At 57.4% G+C, this 18,010-nt stretch carries 25 protein-coding genes and 1 tRNA gene; 16 read left to right on the top strand and 10 right to left on the bottom strand.

The genetic code is table 11. The features are described 5' to 3' along the window. The first annotated feature begins 150 nt into the window (after positions 1 to 150). The 7 genes from AC2FLD_RS06120 (at position 151) to AC2FLD_RS06090 (ending at position 5,266) form a co-directional block, all read left to right on the top strand. Positions 151 to 600: a tellurite resistance TerB family protein gene (locus tag AC2FLD_RS06120; RefSeq protein WP_050602666.1), complete on the top strand. Its 450-nt coding sequence runs from the start codon at positions 151 to 153 to the stop codon at positions 598 to 600. Between the two features lie 20 nt (positions 601 to 620). Then, the gene (locus AC2FLD_RS06115; protein ID WP_050602667.1) at positions 621 to 1,058 is read left to right on the top strand and encodes a tellurite resistance TerB family protein; all 438 of its coding nucleotides are present in this window, start codon (positions 621 to 623) and stop codon (positions 1,056 to 1,058) included. Beyond that, complete coding sequence (locus AC2FLD_RS06110) at positions 1,055 to 1,807, top strand: phosphate/phosphite/phosphonate ABC transporter substrate-binding protein (protein ID WP_496667945.1); 753 nt, start codon at positions 1,055 to 1,057, stop codon at positions 1,805 to 1,807. The genes AC2FLD_RS06115 and AC2FLD_RS06110 overlap by 4 nt, the downstream gene beginning before the upstream one ends. Before the next feature lie 125 nt (positions 1,808 to 1,932). Next, positions 1,933 to 2,709: an ABC transporter ATP-binding protein gene (locus AC2FLD_RS06105; protein WP_050603008.1), complete on the top strand. Its 777-nt coding sequence runs from the start codon at positions 1,933 to 1,935 to the stop codon at positions 2,707 to 2,709. Between the two features lie 32 nt (positions 2,710 to 2,741). Then, complete coding sequence (locus tag AC2FLD_RS06100) at positions 2,742 to 3,491, top strand: transporter substrate-binding domain-containing protein (protein ID WP_496667944.1); 750 nt, start codon at positions 2,742 to 2,744, stop codon at positions 3,489 to 3,491. An 84-nt stretch (positions 3,492 to 3,575) separates the two neighbouring features. Next, positions 3,576 to 4,463, top strand: a complete 888-nt coding sequence (locus AC2FLD_RS06095; protein WP_496667943.1) for an ABC transporter permease — start codon at positions 3,576 to 3,578, stop codon at positions 4,461 to 4,463. Continuing rightward, the gene (locus AC2FLD_RS06090) at positions 4,460 to 5,266 is read left to right on the top strand and encodes an ABC transporter permease (RefSeq protein ID WP_050602671.1); all 807 of its coding nucleotides are present in this window, start codon (positions 4,460 to 4,462) and stop codon (positions 5,264 to 5,266) included. The genes AC2FLD_RS06095 and AC2FLD_RS06090 overlap by 4 nt, the downstream gene beginning before the upstream one ends. Positions 5,267 to 5,356: 90 nt before the next feature. Here AC2FLD_RS06090 and AC2FLD_RS06085 read toward each other — a convergent pair. Together AC2FLD_RS06085 and AC2FLD_RS06080 are read right to left on the bottom strand one after the other, a co-directional pair. Beyond that, positions 5,357 to 5,433, bottom strand: a tRNA-His gene (locus AC2FLD_RS06085). Positions 5,434 to 5,480: 47 nt separating this feature from the next. Continuing rightward, on the bottom strand, positions 5,481 to 5,963 hold the full coding sequence (locus tag AC2FLD_RS06080) for a GNAT family N-acetyltransferase (RefSeq protein WP_496667942.1): 483 nt from the start codon (positions 5,961 to 5,963) through the stop codon (positions 5,481 to 5,483). 77 nt (positions 5,964 to 6,040) lie between these two features. On the opposite strand from AC2FLD_RS06080, the gene AC2FLD_RS06075 reads away from it, so the two are divergent. Beyond that, entirely contained in the window at positions 6,041 to 6,229 is a 189-nt protein-coding gene (locus tag AC2FLD_RS06075) for a DUF6324 family protein (protein ID WP_050602678.1), read from the top strand. A 2-nt stretch (positions 6,230 to 6,231) separates the two neighbouring features. On the opposite strand, the gene AC2FLD_RS06070 is transcribed toward AC2FLD_RS06075, so the two are convergent. Then, the gene (locus AC2FLD_RS06070; protein ID WP_496667941.1) at positions 6,232 to 6,663 is read right to left on the bottom strand and encodes an MmcB family DNA repair protein; all 432 of its coding nucleotides are present in this window, start codon (positions 6,661 to 6,663) and stop codon (positions 6,232 to 6,234) included. A gap of 114 nt (positions 6,664 to 6,777) precedes the next feature. Between AC2FLD_RS06070 and AC2FLD_RS06065 the strand changes: the two genes are divergently transcribed. Next, a complete protein-coding gene (locus AC2FLD_RS06065; RefSeq protein ID WP_050602680.1) occupies positions 6,778 to 7,098 on the top strand; it encodes an ArsR/SmtB family transcription factor in 321 nt (106 codons plus the stop codon). Continuing rightward, positions 7,095 to 7,520, top strand: coding sequence for an SRPBCC family protein (locus AC2FLD_RS06060; protein ID WP_496667940.1), 426 nt, complete (start codon positions 7,095 to 7,097; stop codon positions 7,518 to 7,520). Before AC2FLD_RS06065 ends, AC2FLD_RS06060 begins: the two co-directional genes overlap by 4 nt. 214 nt (positions 7,521 to 7,734) lie before the next feature. Here the strand turns inward: AC2FLD_RS06060 and AC2FLD_RS06055 are convergent, their stop codons facing one another. Then, complete coding sequence (locus tag AC2FLD_RS06055; RefSeq protein ID WP_050602682.1) at positions 7,735 to 8,040, bottom strand: hypothetical protein; 306 nt, start codon at positions 8,038 to 8,040, stop codon at positions 7,735 to 7,737. Positions 8,041 to 8,127: 87 nt separating this feature from the next. On the opposite strand from AC2FLD_RS06055, the gene AC2FLD_RS06050 reads away from it, so the two are divergent. Genes AC2FLD_RS06050 through AC2FLD_RS06040 form a run of 3 tightly spaced genes read left to right on the top strand, consistent with a single transcriptional unit; the run spans position 8,128 to position 8,733 of the window. Further along, a complete protein-coding gene (locus tag AC2FLD_RS06050) occupies positions 8,128 to 8,280 on the top strand; it encodes a hypothetical protein (RefSeq protein ID WP_496667939.1) in 153 nt (50 codons plus the stop codon). Between the two features lie 21 nt (positions 8,281 to 8,301). Then, positions 8,302 to 8,571, top strand: coding sequence for a hypothetical protein (locus AC2FLD_RS06045; protein ID WP_496667938.1), 270 nt, complete (start codon positions 8,302 to 8,304; stop codon positions 8,569 to 8,571). A gap of 12 nt (positions 8,572 to 8,583) precedes the next feature. Beyond that, positions 8,584 to 8,733 (top strand): LuxR C-terminal-related transcriptional regulator, encoded by a 150-nt coding sequence (locus tag AC2FLD_RS06040; protein ID WP_496667994.1) that lies wholly within the window; start codon positions 8,584 to 8,586, stop codon positions 8,731 to 8,733. A 156-nt stretch (positions 8,734 to 8,889) separates the two neighbouring features. On the opposite strand, the gene nusB is transcribed toward AC2FLD_RS06040, so the two are convergent. From nusB to AC2FLD_RS06020, 4 genes are all read right to left on the bottom strand, one after another. Beyond that, a complete protein-coding gene (nusB, locus tag AC2FLD_RS06035) occupies positions 8,890 to 9,372 on the bottom strand; it encodes a transcription antitermination factor NusB (protein WP_496667937.1) in 483 nt (160 codons plus the stop codon). Beyond that, entirely contained in the window at positions 9,369 to 9,920 is a 552-nt protein-coding gene (locus tag AC2FLD_RS06030; RefSeq protein ID WP_496667936.1) for a 6,7-dimethyl-8-ribityllumazine synthase, read from the bottom strand. The genes nusB and AC2FLD_RS06030 overlap by 4 nt, the downstream gene beginning before the upstream one ends. 4 nt (positions 9,921 to 9,924) lie before the next feature. Continuing rightward, on the bottom strand, positions 9,925 to 11,046 hold the full coding sequence (ribB, locus tag AC2FLD_RS06025; RefSeq protein ID WP_050602687.1) for a 3,4-dihydroxy-2-butanone-4-phosphate synthase: 1,122 nt from the start codon (positions 11,044 to 11,046) through the stop codon (positions 9,925 to 9,927). Between the two features lie 99 nt (positions 11,047 to 11,145). Further along, positions 11,146 to 11,733 (bottom strand): riboflavin synthase, encoded by a 588-nt coding sequence (locus AC2FLD_RS06020; protein ID WP_050602688.1) that lies wholly within the window; start codon positions 11,731 to 11,733, stop codon positions 11,146 to 11,148. A gap of 141 nt (positions 11,734 to 11,874) precedes the next feature. Between AC2FLD_RS06020 and AC2FLD_RS06015 the strand changes: the two genes are divergently transcribed. From AC2FLD_RS06015 to AC2FLD_RS06005, 3 genes are all read left to right on the top strand, one after another. Further along, positions 11,875 to 13,200 carry a capsule polysaccharide biogenesis protein gene (locus tag AC2FLD_RS06015; protein WP_496667935.1) on the top strand — a complete coding sequence of 442 codons (1,326 nt, stop codon included), beginning with the start codon at positions 11,875 to 11,877 and terminating at the stop codon, positions 13,198 to 13,200. A 71-nt stretch (positions 13,201 to 13,271) separates the two neighbouring features. Further along, positions 13,272 to 14,390, top strand: coding sequence for a polysaccharide biosynthesis/export family protein (locus tag AC2FLD_RS06010; protein WP_050602690.1), 1,119 nt, complete (start codon positions 13,272 to 13,274; stop codon positions 14,388 to 14,390). Positions 14,391 to 14,393: 3 nt separating this feature from the next. After that, on the top strand, positions 14,394 to 16,394 hold the full coding sequence (locus AC2FLD_RS06005; protein WP_496667934.1) for a capsule polysaccharide biogenesis protein: 2,001 nt from the start codon (positions 14,394 to 14,396) through the stop codon (positions 16,392 to 16,394). Between the two features lie 2 nt (positions 16,395 to 16,396). Here AC2FLD_RS06005 and ribD read toward each other — a convergent pair whose 3' ends face one another. Both ribD and nrdR read right to left on the bottom strand, forming a co-directional pair. Continuing rightward, on the bottom strand, positions 16,397 to 17,497 hold the full coding sequence (gene ribD / locus AC2FLD_RS06000; RefSeq protein ID WP_496667933.1) for a bifunctional diaminohydroxyphosphoribosylaminopyrimidine deaminase/5-amino-6-(5-phosphoribosylamino)uracil reductase RibD: 1,101 nt from the start codon (positions 17,495 to 17,497) through the stop codon (positions 16,397 to 16,399). Next, positions 17,494 to 17,964 carry a transcriptional regulator NrdR gene (gene nrdR, locus AC2FLD_RS05995; RefSeq protein WP_050602693.1) on the bottom strand — a complete coding sequence of 157 codons (471 nt, stop codon included), beginning with the start codon at positions 17,962 to 17,964 and terminating at the stop codon, positions 17,494 to 17,496. Before nrdR ends, ribD begins: the two co-directional genes overlap by 4 nt. Between the last annotated feature and the right edge of the window lie 46 nt (positions 17,965 to 18,010).

Here is an 18,010-nt window from a genome sequence, read left to right as displayed (position 1 = left end):
ACGGTTTTTCTTCACCTTTTGGTTGAACCTAGCTGGGCGGTGCATCAGAGTGCTGCCCAAACCCGTTTGATCGGCGATCTTGTGATCATTCAGGGCTATGACGGGTAGTCTTCGCTTGGCGAGCCACAAAATATGGAATAACCTGATCCTATGTTGAAAAAGTTTCTCCAGGCGCTCAGGCCGCCTCAACATGAACACCTGCCAGATCCCGACGCCGAGCTTGCCCTGGGCGCGCTTATGGTGCGTGTGGCGCAGGCGGATCGGGATTACAAATTGGAAGAGATCAGTCTGATCGATAAGATTCTGGCCCGTCTTTACCAGCATAACGCGATCGAGGCAGCAAAAGTGCGGGCCACCTGCGAAAAGCTTCATGCCGCGGCGCCCGATACCGACACTTTTGGCAAGCTGATCCGGGAGACAACGGACCTGAAAGAGCGTCTGGCCGCGCTGGATGCATTATGGGAAGTTGTTCTGGCCGATGGCAGCACGGATGAGGGCGAGATGAAGATCGTCGAAGAAGCCCGCGTTGCCATGGGGCTGAGCTTCAATGACAGCCAAGCCGCACGCGAACGCGTTCAAAGCCGCTTGGATGTAAGTTAGACGCTCGCTATATCTAACTCATGTTCAGTGAATTTCTTTCCAGGCTCACGCAGCCTCAACCCGCCCCGCTTGTCGAAGATGACGCCCGCCTTGCATTGACGGCCCTATTGGTACGTTTGGCACGTTCCGACAATGACTACTCTGATACCGAGATGGCGCGCATCGACCGTATCTCGGCAGAACGATATGGGTTGTCCCCATTCGAAAGCGCCGCATTGCGCGCCCGCGCCGAAGATCTGGAGGCCGAAGCCCCAGACACGGTTCGCTTTACCCGCGCCATCAAGGAAGCCGTCGCGTACGAGGATCGGCTGGCCGTGGTACAGGCGTTGTGGTCCGTGGCATTGGCTGACGGTCATCGCACAGGCGAAGAGGATTCATTGCTGCGCCTTGTGGTCAGCCTGTTGGGCGTGAGTGACGTGGATTCGGCCTTGGCGCGTCAAAGGGCTGCAAAGTCGTGATTGCGATGCTGGGCATGTATGACATGCCTGCGCTTCAAGCAGCTCATGATCGTTTCTGGAACCTGATACGCGATGATCTGAGCTTTGGTCCAGATCGACTGACCCGCGATCATAATATGTGGGACGTATGGCAGGACCCGGGTCTGATTCTGGCGCAGACATGCGGGATGCCCTACCGAACCCGGTTGCATGGTCAGGTCCAACTGGTGGGAACGCCGGATCACGACCTGCCCGATTGCCCGGCCGGATACTATAACTCGGTCTTCGTCACACGCAGAGATGATACACGTGACCTGAAAGATCTGGCGGACGGTACCTTTGCGTATAACGAGGCGCTGTCTCAGTCCGGTTGGGCAGCCCCTATAGCGCATATGAAACTGATGAACCTGCGTCCTGCGACCCTTGTGGAAACGGGAGGGCACGCCCTGTCAGCACAGGCTGTGGCCATGGGAAAAGCTGATTTTGCCGCGCTGGATGCGCTGACATGGCGCCTGCTGCAAGAACACACTGATCTGGGTGAACACTTGCAAGGTCTAACAGGCACCTCGCCGACCCCAGCACTGCCTTACATTACCGCACAGGGGCAGGATGCCGCCCGGATTGCACTCGCGGTGCGTGCGGCTATCGACGGGCTGGAGGAAGGAGATCGGCAACAGCTGCATCTCAGAGGACTGATCGATATCCCACCTGCCGATTACCTGTCTGTTCCCAACCCGCCTACTCCAAAAGCTTTACATTCAGTCAGTTGACCAAATTGTCGAACGCATTTGGTCATTTTGAGCGTTTGAGGTCTTGATTCTGTCTTTTGCGCATTGCATTGACCTTTTTTTTAAGCCCTAGTACCGCTCCAACACCACCAACCGCTGGATTGCCCGTGACAGAAACCGCTCCCGTCATCGAAATCAAAGACCTTCACAAAAGCTTCGGTCATCTCGAGGTGTTGAAGGGGGTGGATATCACAGCTCATCGCGGCGACGTGGTTTCGCTGATCGGCTCATCAGGGTCGGGAAAATCGACACTGCTGCGCTGCTGCAATCTGCTGGAAGACAGCCAGCAGGGTGAGATTCTGTTCAAGGGCGAACCGGTCCAGTGGACTGGAACCCATCACGGACGCCGCCCGGCGGATTCCAAACAGGTTTTGCGCATTCGCACCAACCTGTCGATGGTGTTTCAGCAGTTTAATCTCTGGGCGCATTTGACCATCCTCCAGAACGTTATGGAAGCCCCCGTAACCGTCTTGGGCCGCGATAGGGCCGAGGTCGAAGACAGCGCACGCGCGTATCTGGAGAAGGTCGGCATCGGCGACAAATGCGACGTTTACCCCGCCCAATTGTCCGGCGGTCAGCAACAGCGTGCCGCCATTGCGCGCGGCTTGTGTATGGAGCCTGAGGCGCTGCTGTTCGACGAACCAACCTCGGCGCTGGACCCCGAGCTTGAACAAGAGGTCATCAAGGTGATCAAGGATCTGGCCGCCGAAGGGCGCACCATGATCATCGTGACTCATGACATGAAAATGGCTGCCGACATTTCAAGCCACGTAGTCTTCCTGCATCAGGGCTTGATCGAAGAAGAAGGCACACCCGAAGATATCTTTACGTCACCCGAATCCGAACGGCTTCGGGGCTTTCTCTCCGCCACTCAGGCGGCTTAAAATCAAAACAGAACCAAACTGGGGAGTAACCAATGAAAAACCTGATTCTGTCCACCGCAGCACTGGCGTTGACCGCCGGTATCGCCATGGCCGACACGGTCCGCATGGGCACCGAGGGCGCCTACCCTCCGTACAACTTCATCAACGATGCCGGTGAGATTGACGGATTCGAGCGTGAGGTCGGCGACGAGCTGTGCAAGCGCGCAAACCTGGAATGCGAATGGGTCAAGAACGACTGGGATTCGATCATCCCGAACCTGGTCTCAGGCAACTACGACACCATCATCGCGGGCATGTCGATCACCGACGAGCGTGACGAAGTCATCGACTTTACTCAGAACTACTTCCCGCCTGCGGCTTCGGCCTATGTAGGCGCAGCGGAAGGTGTTGATGTCGCCAGCGGTATCGTTGCGGCGCAAACCGCGACCATTCAGGCCGGTCACGTGGCTGAATCGGGTGCAACCCTGGTCGAGTTCGCAACCCCGGAAGAAACCATCGCAGCCGTTCGCAATGGCGAAGCCGATGCCGTCTTTGCTGACAAAGACTTTCTGGTGCCGATCGTCGACGAATCGGGCGGTGAGCTGGTTTTCGTTGGCGATGATGTCCCGCTGGGCGGTGGTATCGGCCTGGGCATCCGTGAATCGGACAGCGAACTGCGTGGCAAGTTCGACGAAGCGATCACTTCGATGAAAGCGGATGGCACACTGAACGAGCTGATCGGCAAATGGTTTGGCGAAGGCGTTCCGACCTACAACGCTGACGGTTCAGTCGTTACAAACTAAACCGCATCAAACAGCAGTTCGGCGCGCCTGTTGCGCCGAACCTCGCCCGGCAGCTAAGCGGGCACGACGTTCGAAAGACGCTACATGTTTTCCTACTGCGCTGATCCTGACACGCTCGGAACACTCCGTTGGTTCTCTTGTTACCTGACCAACGGTGTTCACTTTTCCTTCTACCTGTCATTTCTCAAGGTGTTGGGATTGCTGGCCGTGACCGCGCCTGTTGCTTTGGCGTTTGGATTTATGGGCGCTATGGCAGCCCGGTCGCATTTTCCACCGCTGAGCTGGCTGGGAAAAGGATATATCGCCATTGTGCGTGGTGTTCCGGACATCGCTTTCTTCTTGTTTTTTGTCATTGCCTTGGATCAGGCATTCGAATGGACGCGGCATAAAATCCTGTGCCCGGAATGGACCGACCCGATCCGTCAGGGCAATGACTTCATCGTCTGTCAGGCGGCCAAACTGCCCCTGGGCTCAGCCCCGGAATGGGCACATGAAACCTATGGCTTTTTCCTCGCCGTCATCACCTTTTCCATCGTCTTCGGTGCATTTGCCGCCAACGTCCTGTTTGGTGGGATGCGAGCCGTTCCGCACGCACAGCTTGAAACCGCCGAAGCCTATGGCATGTCCCGTCGCCAGACATTCTGGCGAATCCTTGTGCCGCAGATGTGGGTCTACGCCCTGCCCGGTTTGTCGAACCTTTGGATGGTGCTTATCAAAGCCACGCCGCTGCTGTTCCTGCTGGGCATCGAAGACATCGTCTACTGGGCCCGCGAACTGGGCGGTACCAAGACGTCCAAGTTTACCCAATACCCGCACGGAGACTGGCGCATGTGGTACTTCCTGTTCCTGCTTGTCTTCTATCTTGGCATGACCCGCGTGTCCGAGATCGGATTGGAAAAACTGATGCGTAAGCTGTCGCATGGACAAGCCACCTCGGGCGGTGAACTTCTGCGCAAGGAGACCACGGCATGAGCTGCTTGCAGACCATTCATGACTATGGCCTCCGTTCTCTTGGTATTGGCGAACGCCTGCTTCCCAAGAACGACTTCACCTTGTGCGAACAGTTCACTCTGATCGGGTCGGGCATGATCTGGAACGTGTATTTCGGTATCATGGCACTGGCGACCGGGTTCCTTTTTGCCACCGCCCTGGCGGTTGGCAAAGCATCGCAGAACAAATGGCTGCGCAAGCCCTCGGAATGGTTCATCTTCCTGTTTCGCGGCTCGCCCTTGTTTATCCAGTTCTTCTTTGCCTATTTCTTCTTCCTGTCGCTGAAGAAATCCTACCCGATGTTTGACGCGTTCACCTCGGCCTGGCTGGGCGCGCTGATCGTGCTGTTCCTGAACACCGCCGCCTATTCAGGCGAGATCTTCTATGGCGCACTGCGCTCGATCCCCAAGGGTGATATCGAGGCAGCGGATGCCTATGGCATGTCTGGCTGGGCCCGCTTCCGCCGGATCGTCTGGCCGACGATGTTGCGACTGGCATGGCCGGCGTACACGAACGAGGCGATCTTTCTGTTCCACGCCACCACACTGGTCTTCTTCTCGGCTTTCCCAGCCTGGCAACAACGCGGAGACGCGCTGTATTACGCCAGCTACTTTGCCGACAAGACATTCAACCCATTCGTTCCCTATCCTATTCTGGCGTTCTACTTCATCCTGCTGACATTGGTGATCGTCTGGGGATTTGGCATGATCAACAAGCGCCTGAACCGGCACCTTCCAGCTGCCAGACAGACCAAGATGCGCTTTCGGCTGAATCTGGCGCGCTGAGACACAGCGCGCCTGTCGCCTCACGGTCAAAATCAAACCAACGGCTCAACGCACGCAGTCTTGCGAAAAACAAACCAGTTTTAAGAGAAGTGGTACCGCCTCCCTGGCTTGAACAGGGGACCTCTGGATCCACAATCCAGCGCTCTAACCAACTGAGCTAAGGCGGCACTCGTGAGGGGCGATGTACCGAACGCGCCGCAGGATTGCAAGAGGATTAAAGTCGAAATTTCCAGCTTTGCTCGACAAGATCGACGCCAAAGGAATGCACCGGTTTGCTGCCCGTTAATTCCCAGCCAAACGCCCGATAAAGCGCACATGCCGCCGTGTGGCTTTCATGGGTCCACAGAACCATTTCCTGGTATCCTGCCTCCCTAGCAAAGTCGGTACAGGATTCTAGCAGCCGTTTTCCCACCCCTTTACCACGTGCCTCGGGGACAACCAGAAACAGTCGTAGTTTGGCAGTGTGCTGATCGACACTTACACAAAAAATGCTGCCCAGTCGTTGCCCGCCTTGCTCTACGATCCAACCCTTTTCGCGGATGGGATCGTGGGATGTGATGAAGCCGTCAAGGATACGTGCCACCAAAGGCGCGAAGCTGTCATCGAACCCCTCATCACGTGCATAGAGCACACCATGCTGTTCAACCAGCCAAGCGGCATCATCGGGCTGGAAAGCTCTGAGAACGACATCATCCATATCTTATCTGACTACATTGGTGACTTGATTCTCAACCCCGCGCACGCTAGCACGAACGCTCAGTCTCGGAGGCACAGATGGGCATCAACACCGAACGCGACATTCAGGCAAATCTGCAAATCGGTCCGACCGATCAGGGTATGGTACGCTTGTTCATTGAAGCCGATGGCGTGGAAATTCCGATGGATTTCGAACCGGAAGAAGCCGAAGAAATCGCCGATGAGATCCGCGCCGCAATACAGGCCGCCCTGGCGGTGAAAGGCTGATCTCACAATCGTGGATCGCGCAGTGCGTGCAGACGACGCGCTGCATCTGTTGCAAACTTCTGGATCATCTTCTTGCGTCGCGCAGGGGCAAGCTTGTCTTCGGGCGCCATACGCACAATCTCGGCGTCATAGGCATCGGCAATGATCAGTCCTGTTTCATCGGGCAACAGGTCGGTCGGAAACTCGGTATCCACAGCCCAGAAGAATCGGTCGCACCACTCTAAATAGCCCTGCCATTTCGAATCTGACTGATAATCGGCCCGGCTGGATTTGCATTCGATCACCCAAAGTTCACCCTTAGGGCCCAACCCCATCACATCGACACGCAGGCCACGTGCCGGAACAAATTCCTCAAGAGAAACAAAGCCATGCGCCGCAAGGTGCCGTGCGACACCGCGCGCCAGTTTCTGTCCGGGTTGCAAATCCAAAACCATTTCGCAAATGTGAACAATTAGCGAACAAAAGTAAAGCACCCCTTCAGGCTTGACATGATACCCTTTGGTACTTCATTAATGTAATACCTAATGGTATCTCATTTGAGGGTGCTTATGGAAAACCAAACTCAAAACGCGTTTCGCGCGCTTGCGGACCCAACCCGCAGAGGCATCGTGCAACTGCTCGCGGTTCAGGACATGACGATCGGGCAGTTGACCGACCGGTTCGACATGACCCGCGCTGCGGTCAAGAAACACCTGACGGTGCTGTCTGATGGTGGGTTGATCTCGGTCGAAGTGCGCGGTCGAGAACGTATTAACCGACTTGAACCACTTGGGATGGCCCCTGTTCTGGATTGGCTCAGCTACTTTGACCAATTCTGGGATGATCGCCTCAATTCTCTCAAGGAAGCTGTTGAAAGGGAAGAAAAATGACCGATTCTGTATTGCAAAAAACGATCTTTCTGCGGGCCAAACCGGAAACCGTATGGGCCTATTTGACCGAACCCGAACGGCTGGCGGAATGGTTTCACAAACCCCAGCGCACATTGGCAAAGGGACAAAAGCTTGAGATGTTCGGGACCACCAGCGGCGATCTTCTGATCTGGGGGGAAGTGCGCGAAGCGCGCGCGCCGGAATATCTGGAGTATACCTTCACCGTCAAACCGATGGGTGACGCCGTCAGCGTAGTCAAATGGACGCTGTCCCCTGTTGCGGGCGGAACAAGACTGAGCCTGCTGCACGAAGGACTGCCGCAAACCGCCGAGGCCTTCGGCCTGATCTTGGCACTGGACAACGGCTGGGACGAACATTTCGGCAAGATGCGCACAGCGATGCACGAAACTGTTGATGCGTAACCCCTTGTGCGAACCCGTCAGACGCCCTACTTAAGCGCGTGGCGGGTTCTGCCCTTCTTGTGACAGGTAGCATTCTGGTGGCCTTAAGCAATTCCGAGGGGGCTGGCTCTGTTCAGGTCCTGGCCTGATTACCTGGCGCCCACCTGTACATACAGGTCCTCGGGAATCAAACCACACGGTTGACTGGTGGTCCCGCCGCACTTTCCACGAAATATCAGCGCCCTGCGTGGGCCTCCTGTTTGACCGTTGCCGGTTCAAAGCTGTGAACGACCGGTGTTCCCCGGCGTGGACCCTGTGGCTTTTCTGCCATGCTCATGATCTTGTAAGCGAACTGAACACCGGCAAAGACGATACCGTTCATGAACCAGATCATCACCAGAGCGACCAGGCCGACTTCGGAGCCAGTAATCAAGTGGCGCAGGTTAGCAACGTTCAGCGCCAATAGCACACCGACGAAAACGGCCGAAATAACAAAGCCCCAGGCAACTTGTGTGATATACAGGCGGATCAGTTTCGGCATCGCATCTCTCCTTGCCTATCGAGAATATGATAGCGCATGCTTGGGTGCAGTAAACCGCACCAGGTGCGGCAATTTAACAGAGACGCCATGAGCGCACTGGACCAATTCGTTCTGGACCTTGTTGACGACTTTTCTTCATATCCGATTGACAGCGATCGCTGGGAATCCACCCTAAACCGATTGGCTGAACTGGGCATCAACGCCCTAAACATTTTGCGTTTCACCCCAAAGACAGGATAGATTCACTGGGTGCGCAGTTCGATGTCTAAACCCCGACTGAACCAATATAAACGCGGGGGACATTCCGAGGCTGACCCGATGCTGGCGCAGGTCTTTAACGGTACCAAAAGCCTGTATGTACAAGCGGCCAGCCTGCGCGCCGAAGATGGTCATTCTGATCTGGCCTTGGGGTTGAATCACGGGCTGAGCAACGTAGGCTATATTTACCTATTTTCGCTGGTGGCCCCTGCCCCGAGAACGAAGCAAAACTGGTCGTTCTGGCCTCGGACCGCCCCGAAATGCATCAGGTAACGGCCCGGCAGGATCGCAGACAGGCTGAACCTGTCCGAGATTACGGTCCGCGCCCATTTGCAAAGTGCACGTCAGAAACTGCAGGCTCCTACCCGTGAATCCGCCTTGGTGCAAGCGATGCAATTGGGGCTGTTTTCGCCCACACCCTATCGGAAACGATAACGAGTTTTGACGTTTGAAGACGCTAAGCTGTTCAAGCAGTGGATATAACCTGTGCTTGGTCGAATTCGTCGATGTTTTTGAGAATGTATTTCAGAAGTTCGGGCGCGGATTGGTCACTCGACCACCGCGCCTTTTTTCAGCGCCGTTCTGCTGCGTTCAGAACGCTTCGGGCTGTGCCTCGCGCGCCATGTGGTCAAGCACGGCATTGACGAATTTGGGCTCTTTACCTTCGGGGAAGAAAGCGCGCGCGACATCGACAAACTCAGTAATGACCACCTTGGGCGGCGTATTGCTTTGGGTCAGCTCGGCACCCGCTGCGCGGAATACTGCGCGCAGGGTCGGGTCGATGCGCGCGATCGGCCATTTGGCGACCAGAGCACGGTCGGTCATCTGATCGATCGTGGCCTGATAGTTCACCGCGTTGTCGATCAGCGACCGGAACACACTAATGTCGCCATCCAGCATTTCATCGCCCTCGTAGACGGCACCAAAACGGTGATCCAGAAACTCATTCACAACCTGTTCGGTCGTCTGGCCCGACTGTTCCATCTGGAACAGCGCTTGCACGGCATAAAGCCGGGCGGCAGATTTCATCAGGCGTTTCTGGTTGGCCGACTTCGGCGCGTCTGTCTTGGTCATGCTGTTGTGGGTCCATTGCTGTCGCCCGCCACAAGGATGGACTCGGACGGCGGCTTGAAGCCAACGCCCTTTTTGGAAGAGCCCCACTTACGGCTGAGTGCGATAAGATGCAAGGCCGCAGCGGCGGCTCCTCCGCCTTTATTCATCTTTTCGGGGTCGGCACGCACTTCGGCCTGTTCGTCATTCTCAACAGTCAGAATACCGTTGCCGATGCACAGCCCTTGCAGGCCCATCAGTTGGATGGCACGGCTCGAGTCGTTGCAGACGGTCTCATAATGCGTGGTCTCACCACGGATAACGCAGCCCAGCGCAACATAACCGTCGAAATTGCACTGACGGTCAGCCATCGCAATAGCGGTGGGGATCTCCAGCGCGCCGGGCACTTCAACGACGTCGCAGGTGCCGCCTGCCGCTTCGATCTCGGCCTTGGCCCCAGCGATCAGATTGTCGGCAATGGCGCGATAGAACGGGGCCGCCACGATCAGCAGCTTCACTGGCTTGTCGAAACTGGGCGTCGGCAGGATGCCGTGTTTGTCTTGTTCAGCCATGAGCTCACTCTTCCTTTAGAATCGAACGGGTACCCACGATGGACAGTCCAAACGCGTCGAGCCCTAGATACACGGTTTCCGGCGAGTCGGTCAGCAACACCAGTTTCTGAACGCCCATCTTGGACAAAATCTGCGCGCCAAGGCCAGTCTGCTTAATGGTTCGCGGGCCATCATCATCAACAGCGTAAAGCGAGTTGCGCGGTTGCCGGAACAGACAGACAACACCTCGCCCCTCTTCGGCGATCTTCTCCATCGCGCGCGGCAATTCACGTGAAGACTTCGGTCCAAGGCCCAGAATATCCGGCGCTTCATGCAGTGCGTGCGTACGGGTCAGAACCGGTTCTGGCGTGGTAATGTCACCTTTGATCATGACCACATGTTCGATTCCGTGGGTCTGATCGGTGAAAATCCGCATCTCCCATGCGCCGCCATACTCTGACGTGACAGTCTGACGCGAGGTTTCCACCACCAGATTGTCATTGCGCGAACGATAGCTGATCAGGTCACTGATCGTGCCGATCTTCATGTCGTGCGCCTGCGCGAATTCAACCAGATCAGGCAGGCGCGCCATGGTGCCGTCGGGTTTCATGATCTCACAAATCACGCCAGACGGGTTCAGCCCTGCCAGACGCGAGATATCAACGGCCGCCTCGGTATGACCCGCGCGCACCAGCACCCCGCCCCGCTTGGCCCGCAAAGGGAAGATATGGCCTGGGGTGGCGATATGCGCCATCGTGTTTTGTTCGTTGATCGCGGTTGCCACAGTCAGCGCACGGTCAGCGGCGGAAATTCCCGTGCTGACACCTTCGCGTGCTTCAATTGACACTGTGAATGCGGTCTCGTGCCGGGACGAGTTGTTCACGGCCATCATCGGCAGACCCAATGCATCCACCCGTTCTGCCGTCATTGGCAAACAAATCAGGCCGCGCCCATGGGTGGCCATGAAGTTGATTGCCTCGGCATCGGCGAATTCGGCGGCGATCACCAGATCACCTTCGTTCTCGCGATCTTCGTGGTCGACCAGAATATACATCCGGCCTGCACGTGCCTCTTCGATGATGTCTTCGATCGGGCTGATCGCGTCGCGCAGCTGGGCCTCAACTGGACCGGGGGTTTCAAAGCTCATGGGGCAGCCTTTCAGATGGCGTGTTTGCACGGCGGAATAGACCACTCAGGCCCCAAAGACCAGCCTGCAAACGGCGCCGCTCGGGACCGACGCGACGTATCAGGACATCTCGGCCAGACGCGCCACGTAGCGGGCTAACGTATCGATCTCAAGGTTGACCCGATCACCTACTTGGACATTGCCCCAGGTGGTCACCTCTTTGGTGTGCGGAATGAAGTTGATACCGAAATCGCACTCTTTCACTTCGTTGACTGTCAACGAAGTACCATTCAGCGCAACCGAACCCTTTGGGGCAACAAACCGCGCCAGATCTTTGGGCGCACGCAAGGTCACGCGGGTGCTGTCACCTTCGTCTTCGACCGCAACCACTTCGGCCACGCCATCCACGTGACCGGACACGATATGGCCACCGAGCTCATCGCCGACCTTGAGCGCACGCTCAAGATTGACGGGTTTGCCGATTGTCCAAGTATCGAGGTTGGTTTTTGAGACCGTCTCGGCACTGATCTGAACGTCATACCAATCATCGCCCAAAGCGATCACTGTCAGACACACGCCGTCGCTGGCAATCGAGGCTCCGATATCTATGCCAGCAGTTTCATAAGCCGTTTTGATCCGGGCACGCAGGTCTCCATTCTGCTCCAGTTCGGTGACGGTGCCTATGTCGGTGACGATCCCTGTGAACATTCCGTTAACCCTCAGTCTCTACCCTGTGCCTGACTATCACAGCCGAGGTAAGCGTATCGGACCGCGCGGGCAAGCCCTGCCTTGCCGTACTTTGTTCAAACAGGCATAATATTGACAATAAAAACCAAACGAGCAGTCCAGATGCAGTATGCGCCTTCAGGCCCAAAAGACCGCGTATTTCTGTTCCTTCAGGGACCACATGGGCCGTTTTTTTCGGCATTGGGGAGAATGCTGCGCGCCACGGGGGCGCAGGTCTGGCGCGTTGGGTTCAACGCCGGCGATCAGGCGTTCTGGTTCGACAAGGCAAGTTTTATCCCGTTCCTGGACAATCCTGACGCTTGGCCAAATACCCTGAACGCGATCGTCAGCGAAAAGGGCGTCACCGATATCGTACTCTATGGGGACACACGTCCGATCCACGCACAAGCCATTCAAGCCACGAAAGCGCGCGGGGTCACTGTTCATGTGTTCGAAGAAGGCTACCTGCGCCCTTGGTGGGTGACGTATGAGCGGAACGGGTCAAACGGGAACTCTCGGCTCATGTCGCTGGATGCGGCACAAATGCGGCAGGCATTGAAAGTGGCAGAAAGCAGCACGCCCCCTCCACCATCACATTGGGGGGACATGCGGCAGCACATTTTCTACGGTGCCCTCTATCATTGGTTCGTGATGTTCCTGAATGGACGATACCGCAACTTCCGAAGACATCGGGAACTGCCGGTGTCAACTGAGTTCAAGCTTTACTTTAAGCGGCTGATATTGATGCCTTTTCATAGACTGCGCCGTAGTCTTGCGACAGCCCGGGTCAGGTGGGGCGGCTATCCGTATCACCTTGTTCTGCTGCAATTGGGGCATGACAGCTCGGTCCGGGCACATTCCGGCTATTCTGGTATGTGCGAATTTCTGGATCAGGCGATCGAGGGCTTCGCGCAGGGCGCGCCCGCCCATCACAGGCTGGTTATCAAAGAGCACCCGTTGGAAAACCACCGCGAACCATTGCGACGTCACGCGACAGAACGCGCAAGACAACACGGTATCCAAGAACGGGTTCACTATGTCCCCGGCGGAAAACTGGCCAAGCTTTTGGATGAGGCGCATTCGGCCGTGACCGTGAACTCGACGGCAGGGCAGCAGGTTTTGTGGCGCGGCATTCCCCTGCGGATCTTCGGGCGGTCGGTTTATGACAAGCCCGAATTCGTATCTCAGCAACCGATTGCGGCGTTTTTTGCGAACCCGAAACGCCCCGACAACGAAGCCTACCGCTGCTACCGGAAGTTCCTTTTGGAAACCAGTCAGGTGCCGGGCGGGTTCTATTCCCGCCGTGGACGACGGCAGGTTTTGCGGCGTGCGGCAGACATGATGCTAAACGCCAATGACCCTTATCAAGCGATCCTCAACAAGAACGAGGCGTGGACGCCACAGTTGAGAATCGTCGAAGGACAGGGCCACTCTGTGACTGGAAGTTGAGCGCCTGACCGGGTAGGCTGCGCCCAAGTACAAAAAAAGACTGAGGATATCCGGCAGTGAACATCTCTCCTATGCGTTGGATGCGGGGGGCGTCCCTTGTGGTAGCAATCGGTTTGCTGGCCGCCTGTCAGCTTCCGAAATCCGGGCCGAACAAAACCGAGATTCTGGCCGGTTCCGTTCAGAATGGTGGCAACGCTTTTGTCGTCGAAGTCGATGATCGGGTAACGCGTGCCACTTCAGCCATTCCGCAATTCGGCTTCTCTTCCTCGTTCAGCAGCGCCCAAACTCTAACTGCCGACACGGTGCGGCCCGGCGATGTGCTGGGTCTGACCATCTGGGAAAACGTCGATGATGGCCTTCTGTCGGGGGAAACCGGCACAGCGACCGCGCTGGACGAAGTTCAAGTCGACAGCGAGGGTTTCATCTTTGTCCCCTATGCAGGCCGGATGCGCGCCGCAGGAAACACGCCAGAGCAATTGCGTGTTCTGATCACGAACAAATTGCGGGAACAGACGCCCGACCCGCAAGTTGAAGTACGACGCGTGGCGGGCGACGGGTCCACCGTTTCGCTGACCGGTACCGTTGGGGCACCAGGAATTTACCCGATCGAACGGCCCACCCGGTCCTTGCTGGGCATGTTGTCTCAAGCCGGGGGCGTCTCGGTCGCGTCCGATATCGCGCTGGTGACTTTGATCCGAGGGGGCCAGAAAGGCACCGTCTGGTACGAGGACCTGTACCGCAACCCCAAACTGGATGTGGCCCTGCGTGGCGGTGATCGTATCCTAGTGGAAGAAGACAGCAGATCTTATATCGCCCTGGGCGCCACGGGCGGTCAGTCCCGCGTAGCATTTGAAAGCCAGGACTTGTCTGCGCTTGAGGCTCTGGCCCAGGTGGGCGGCTTGTTGACGCTGTCGTCGGACCCGACAGGTATTTTCATCCTGCGCAAGGAACGCGAGAGTGTGGCTCGCAACATCACCGGGCGCGCTGATCTGAAAGGCGACCAGCGCGTAATCTATCTGCTGAACTTGACAGCACCCAACGGCCTGTTCATCGCTCGAGACTTTGTGATCCGCGATGACGACACGATCTACGTGACCGAAGCGCCCTATTCTCAGTGGAGCAAATCGATCTCGCTTATCGCTGGTGGCCTGACGCCCCTTGCAAACGTTGCCACGCTGACAGGCAGCTGATGCATGATCCCTGATGCAGACAGCTCAGCCGAGGTCAGTCGCACCCGGTTGTTTGTCTATAATGGCGGGTTTTTGACGCAAAAGCGTCTTAGGCGAATCCTGTCTCTTTCTGGCTACGATGTTCGCCTGGGCATTCCCCAAAGCCGGCATTACGTAGGAGTCTGGGGCAACAGCCCCACGGCCCATCGGGGTCAAAAGGTTGCCGAAAAACACGGCGCGCCGGTTTTGCGTATTGAAGACGCGTTCCTCAGATCGTTACATCCAGGACGCGAGGGAGAGCCCCCCTTGGGCTTGCTGCTGGATCGCTCGGGCCTGCATTTCGACGCGTCCGGACCATCGGATCTTGAGAAGATCCTGATCACTGACCCGCTGGACGACACCGCACTGCTGAACCGTGCTCGGGCTGCGATCGAACGGATCAAAGAAAATCAACTCAGCAAATATTCCGCTTTTGATCTGGACCTGGCCCCGCCTGACCCCGGATATGTTCTGGTCATAGATCAGACAGTTGGCGACGCTGCGGTCACAGCCAGCGGCGCAGACCGGGCCCGCTTCCTTGAAATGCTGTTCGTCGCGCAAGAGGAAAACCCCGGGGCACGTATCCTGATCAAGACGCATCCGGAAACTCAGGCGGGTCATCGCCACGGGCATTTCACCGATCAGGACCTTTCAGATCGGATCTCGCTGTTCCGCGACCCGATCAGTCCCTGGCCTCTTCTGGAAGGTGCTGTCGCAGTCTACACGGTGTCTTCGCAACTGGGGTTTGAAGCCATTTTGGCCGGGCACAATCCACGCGTTTTTGGCAAACCCTTTTACGCCGGATGGGGCCTGACACGGGATGAAGACCCGATTGCGCGCCGACAGCGCAACCTGACCCGGGCGCAGCTTTTCGCGGCAGCCATGCTGCTGTACCCCACATGGTATGATCCCTATCGGGACAAGACCTGCGATCTGGAAACTGTGCTAGACACGCTTGAGGCGCAAACGCGCGCCTGGCGGCAGGATCGGAACGGATGGACCGCCTCGGGTATGCGAATGTGGAAACGCAAACATCTACAACAGATTTTCGGGCAACACAGAAAGCTGCGCTTTACAGCCACGCAGCCCGAAACCTCTAATCGCCCGCATATGGCCTGGGCCAGTCAGGCGCGAAACATCGAAGGGGCGGTACGGGTCGAAGACGGATTTCTCAGATCACGTGGATTGGGGGCAGAGCTTGTGCCGCCGCTTTCGTTGGTGACGGATGACATCGGCATTTACTACGACCCCACAAAACCCAGCCAGTTGGAAGACCTGATCAGTCGGCGAGAAACTCTGCGCCCGGATCAGGAATTGCGGGCCGAGCGCCTGATCGATCGGTTGCTGGCGGAGGGGTTGAGCAAATACAACACGGGTCAGCCCACCCCCGTCTTGCCTGAAGGGCATCGTATTCTGGTGCCGGGGCAGGTCGAGGATGATGCTTCGATCCTCTTGGGCGCCAGCACGGTGCGCAACAATCAGGATCTTTTGCAAGCCGCACGAGACGCCAATCCAAACGCGATCCTGATCTACAAGCCGCATCCCGATGTCGAGGCCGGATTGCGCGAAGGCAGAATCGACGCGGCGGCATTGGCTGACGTTGTCCTGCCCCACACTGATCCCGCCGCGCTGCTGCCCCACGTCCAAGAGGTGTGGACGATGACCTCACTTCTGGGGTTCGAGGCTTTGTTGCGTGGGGTAAAGGTCACAACGTTGGGTGCTCCGTTTTACGCCGGTTGGGGTCTGACCACCGACCTTGGGGCAGTCCCGGTCCGGCGGGGCGCAAGACCATCACTGATGGGTTTGGTCCATGCCGCCCTGATCGATTATCCCCGCTACTTCGATCCCATCACTCGCCAACCCTGCCCTGTTGAAGTGGCGGCAGAGCGTCTGTCGCAGGGGCATTCTGCCCCTACGGGTCCGTTCAATCGTATGCTGTCAAAACTTCAGGGCGTGTTTGCGACACACGCCCATCTTTGGCGTTGATCCTAAAGCGGCATTTTGCGCCACCGGTGCAGGATATCCCCCCCCACGTTCAGCGATTCAACAAGCTGGAATCGCGGCGCGGCCTCCAGCGTTTCAAGGCCCAATGATCCAACCGCTGAAAGCCCGTCGGCCCCGATGGTCAGCCCGGCAGTGAAGCCGATCAGTTCATCCACCAGATCTTCGGCCAGAAGAGACGCCGCAAGAGCGGCCCCGCCTTCGCAGAAAACACTGGTCAGACCGGCCTGCCCCAATTGCTGAAGCAAGTCCACCGCATCGATATGGTGATCTTTCAACGCGCAAGGGATCAGTTTCGCGCCCAACCCCTCCCAGGCGCGGGCGCGCTCGGCATCCGGGTGATGGGCGTGACACAGCCAGACGGGAATGTTTGAGGCTGTGCGTGCCAGCTGACCCATCAGCGATATGTCCATGTGGCGCGATACCACAACACGCACGGGCTGATGCGCGACACCAAGGTCCCGCACGGTTAACGAGGGGTCATCGGCACGCGCCGTCCCTGCCCCAACCATGACCGCATCATGACGCGCGCGCATCGCATGAACTACGCGACGCGCCTTTGGGCCGGTGATCCATTGACTGTGCCCGGTCGAAGTTGCAATCCGCCCGTCAAAGCTGCTGGCCAGTTTTAGGGTTACAAAGGGCCGCCCCTGTTCGGTTTTCAGGAAAAAACCGGCCAGATCACGCTCGGCCTGTTCTGCAAGAACACCTGTGACGACCTCGATCCCCGCCTCGCGCAACACGGCAAAGCCCTGCCCGGCCACACGCGGGTCGCTGTCTTCCACGGCGGCCACTACGCGTGACACGCCAGCCGCAATCAACGCCTCGGCACAAGGTGGCGTTTTTCCGTGATGGGAACACGGTTCCAAGGTCACGTAGGCTGTTGCGCCGCTTGCGGCCTGTCCGGCTTGGGCCAACGCCTCGGTCTCGGCATGAGGGCGCCCGCCGGGTTGGGTCCAGCCACGCCCGATGATCCGGTCGTCGCGCACAATGACGCAGCCGACAGCGGGGTTCGGCCAGCACGTTCCTTGGCCGCGCCGCCCCAAAGACAGGGCCAGCGCCATAAATCGCTTATCTGTTTCGTTCACTCGTCCGTCGGAGGCTGCGGCGGGCGCAGTTCGTGGACAAACTCCTCGAAATCATCGGCCGCCTGGAAATTCTTGTACACACTCGCAAAGCGAACATAGGCGACGGTGTCGATCCGCGCCAGAGCTTCCATAACGATCTCGCCGATCTTGTTGGACGGAATATCCGTGTCGCCCATGCTTTCCAGCCGGCGCACGATGCCCGAGATCATCTGATCTATCCGTTCCGGATCAACAGGCCGCTTCTGCATCGAGATACGTATCGAACGCTCCAGCTTGTCGCGGTCGAAATCCTCGCGCTTTCCGTTGGTCTTGATGACAACCAGGTCACGCAGCTGCACACGCTCATACGTCGTGAACCGCCCACCACAGGCAGGACAGAACCGGCGTCGGCGGATTGCCACGTGGTCCTCTGCCGGGCGTGAGTCTTTTACCTGAGTGTCGATATTTCCGCAAAACGGGCAGCGCATCCGCCGTCTCCTCGTCCCAAGTTCGGCCTCTTTTTGTAAGCGCTCC

The sequence above is a fragment of the Ruegeria sp. CDSA021 genome (genome assembly GCF_059612325.1).
The sequence above is the reverse complement of the archived record's forward strand: the minus strand, read 5'-3'. Positions and strand labels throughout refer to the sequence as shown.

Bases quoted from the DNA above. Each gene is read 5' to 3' on its own strand.
- AC2FLD_RS06070 (WP_496667941.1), bottom strand. From the start codon at position 6,663: ATGGTTTTGGATTTGCAACCCGGACAGAAACTGGCGCGCGGTGTCGCA.
- AC2FLD_RS06020 (WP_050602688.1), bottom strand. From the start codon at position 11,733: ATGTTCACAGGGATCGTCACCGACATAGGCACCGTCACCGAACTGGAG.
- AC2FLD_RS06055 (WP_050602682.1), bottom strand. From the start codon at position 8,040: ATGCCGAAACTGATCCGCCTGTATATCACACAAGTTGCCTGGGGCTTT.
- AC2FLD_RS06100 (WP_496667944.1), top strand. From the start codon at position 2,742: ATGAAAAACCTGATTCTGTCCACCGCAGCACTGGCGTTGACCGCCGGT.
- AC2FLD_RS06045 (WP_496667938.1), top strand. From the start codon at position 8,302: ATGTCTAAACCCCGACTGAACCAATATAAACGCGGGGGACATTCCGAG.
- AC2FLD_RS06095 (WP_496667943.1), top strand. From the start codon at position 3,576: ATGTTTTCCTACTGCGCTGATCCTGACACGCTCGGAACACTCCGTTGG.
- AC2FLD_RS06120 (WP_050602666.1), top strand. From the start codon at position 151: ATGTTGAAAAAGTTTCTCCAGGCGCTCAGGCCGCCTCAACATGAACAC.
- AC2FLD_RS06090 (WP_050602671.1), top strand. From the start codon at position 4,460: ATGAGCTGCTTGCAGACCATTCATGACTATGGCCTCCGTTCTCTTGGT.
- AC2FLD_RS06065 (WP_050602680.1), top strand. From the start codon at position 6,778: ATGGAAAACCAAACTCAAAACGCGTTTCGCGCGCTTGCGGACCCAACC.
- AC2FLD_RS06115 (WP_050602667.1), top strand. From the start codon at position 621: ATGTTCAGTGAATTTCTTTCCAGGCTCACGCAGCCTCAACCCGCCCCG.
- AC2FLD_RS06075 (WP_050602678.1), top strand. From the start codon at position 6,041: ATGGGCATCAACACCGAACGCGACATTCAGGCAAATCTGCAAATCGGT.
- nusB (WP_496667937.1), bottom strand. From the start codon at position 9,372: ATGACCAAGACAGACGCGCCGAAGTCGGCCAACCAGAAACGCCTGATG.
- AC2FLD_RS06005 (WP_496667934.1), top strand. From the start codon at position 14,394: ATGATCCCTGATGCAGACAGCTCAGCCGAGGTCAGTCGCACCCGGTTG.
- AC2FLD_RS06015 (WP_496667935.1), top strand. From the start codon at position 11,875: ATGCAGTATGCGCCTTCAGGCCCAAAAGACCGCGTATTTCTGTTCCTT.
- AC2FLD_RS06010 (WP_050602690.1), top strand. From the start codon at position 13,272: ATGCGTTGGATGCGGGGGGCGTCCCTTGTGGTAGCAATCGGTTTGCTG.
- ribB (WP_050602687.1), bottom strand. From the start codon at position 11,046: ATGAGCTTTGAAACCCCCGGTCCAGTTGAGGCCCAGCTGCGCGACGCG.
- nrdR (WP_050602693.1), bottom strand. From the start codon at position 17,964: ATGCGCTGCCCGTTTTGCGGAAATATCGACACTCAGGTAAAAGACTCA.
- AC2FLD_RS06050 (WP_496667939.1), top strand. From the start codon at position 8,128: ATGAGCGCACTGGACCAATTCGTTCTGGACCTTGTTGACGACTTTTCT.
- AC2FLD_RS06080 (WP_496667942.1), bottom strand. From the start codon at position 5,963: ATGGATGATGTCGTTCTCAGAGCTTTCCAGCCCGATGATGCCGCTTGG.
- AC2FLD_RS06030 (WP_496667936.1), bottom strand. From the start codon at position 9,920: ATGGCTGAACAAGACAAACACGGCATCCTGCCGACGCCCAGTTTCGAC.
- AC2FLD_RS06060 (WP_496667940.1), top strand. From the start codon at position 7,095: ATGACCGATTCTGTATTGCAAAAAACGATCTTTCTGCGGGCCAAACCG.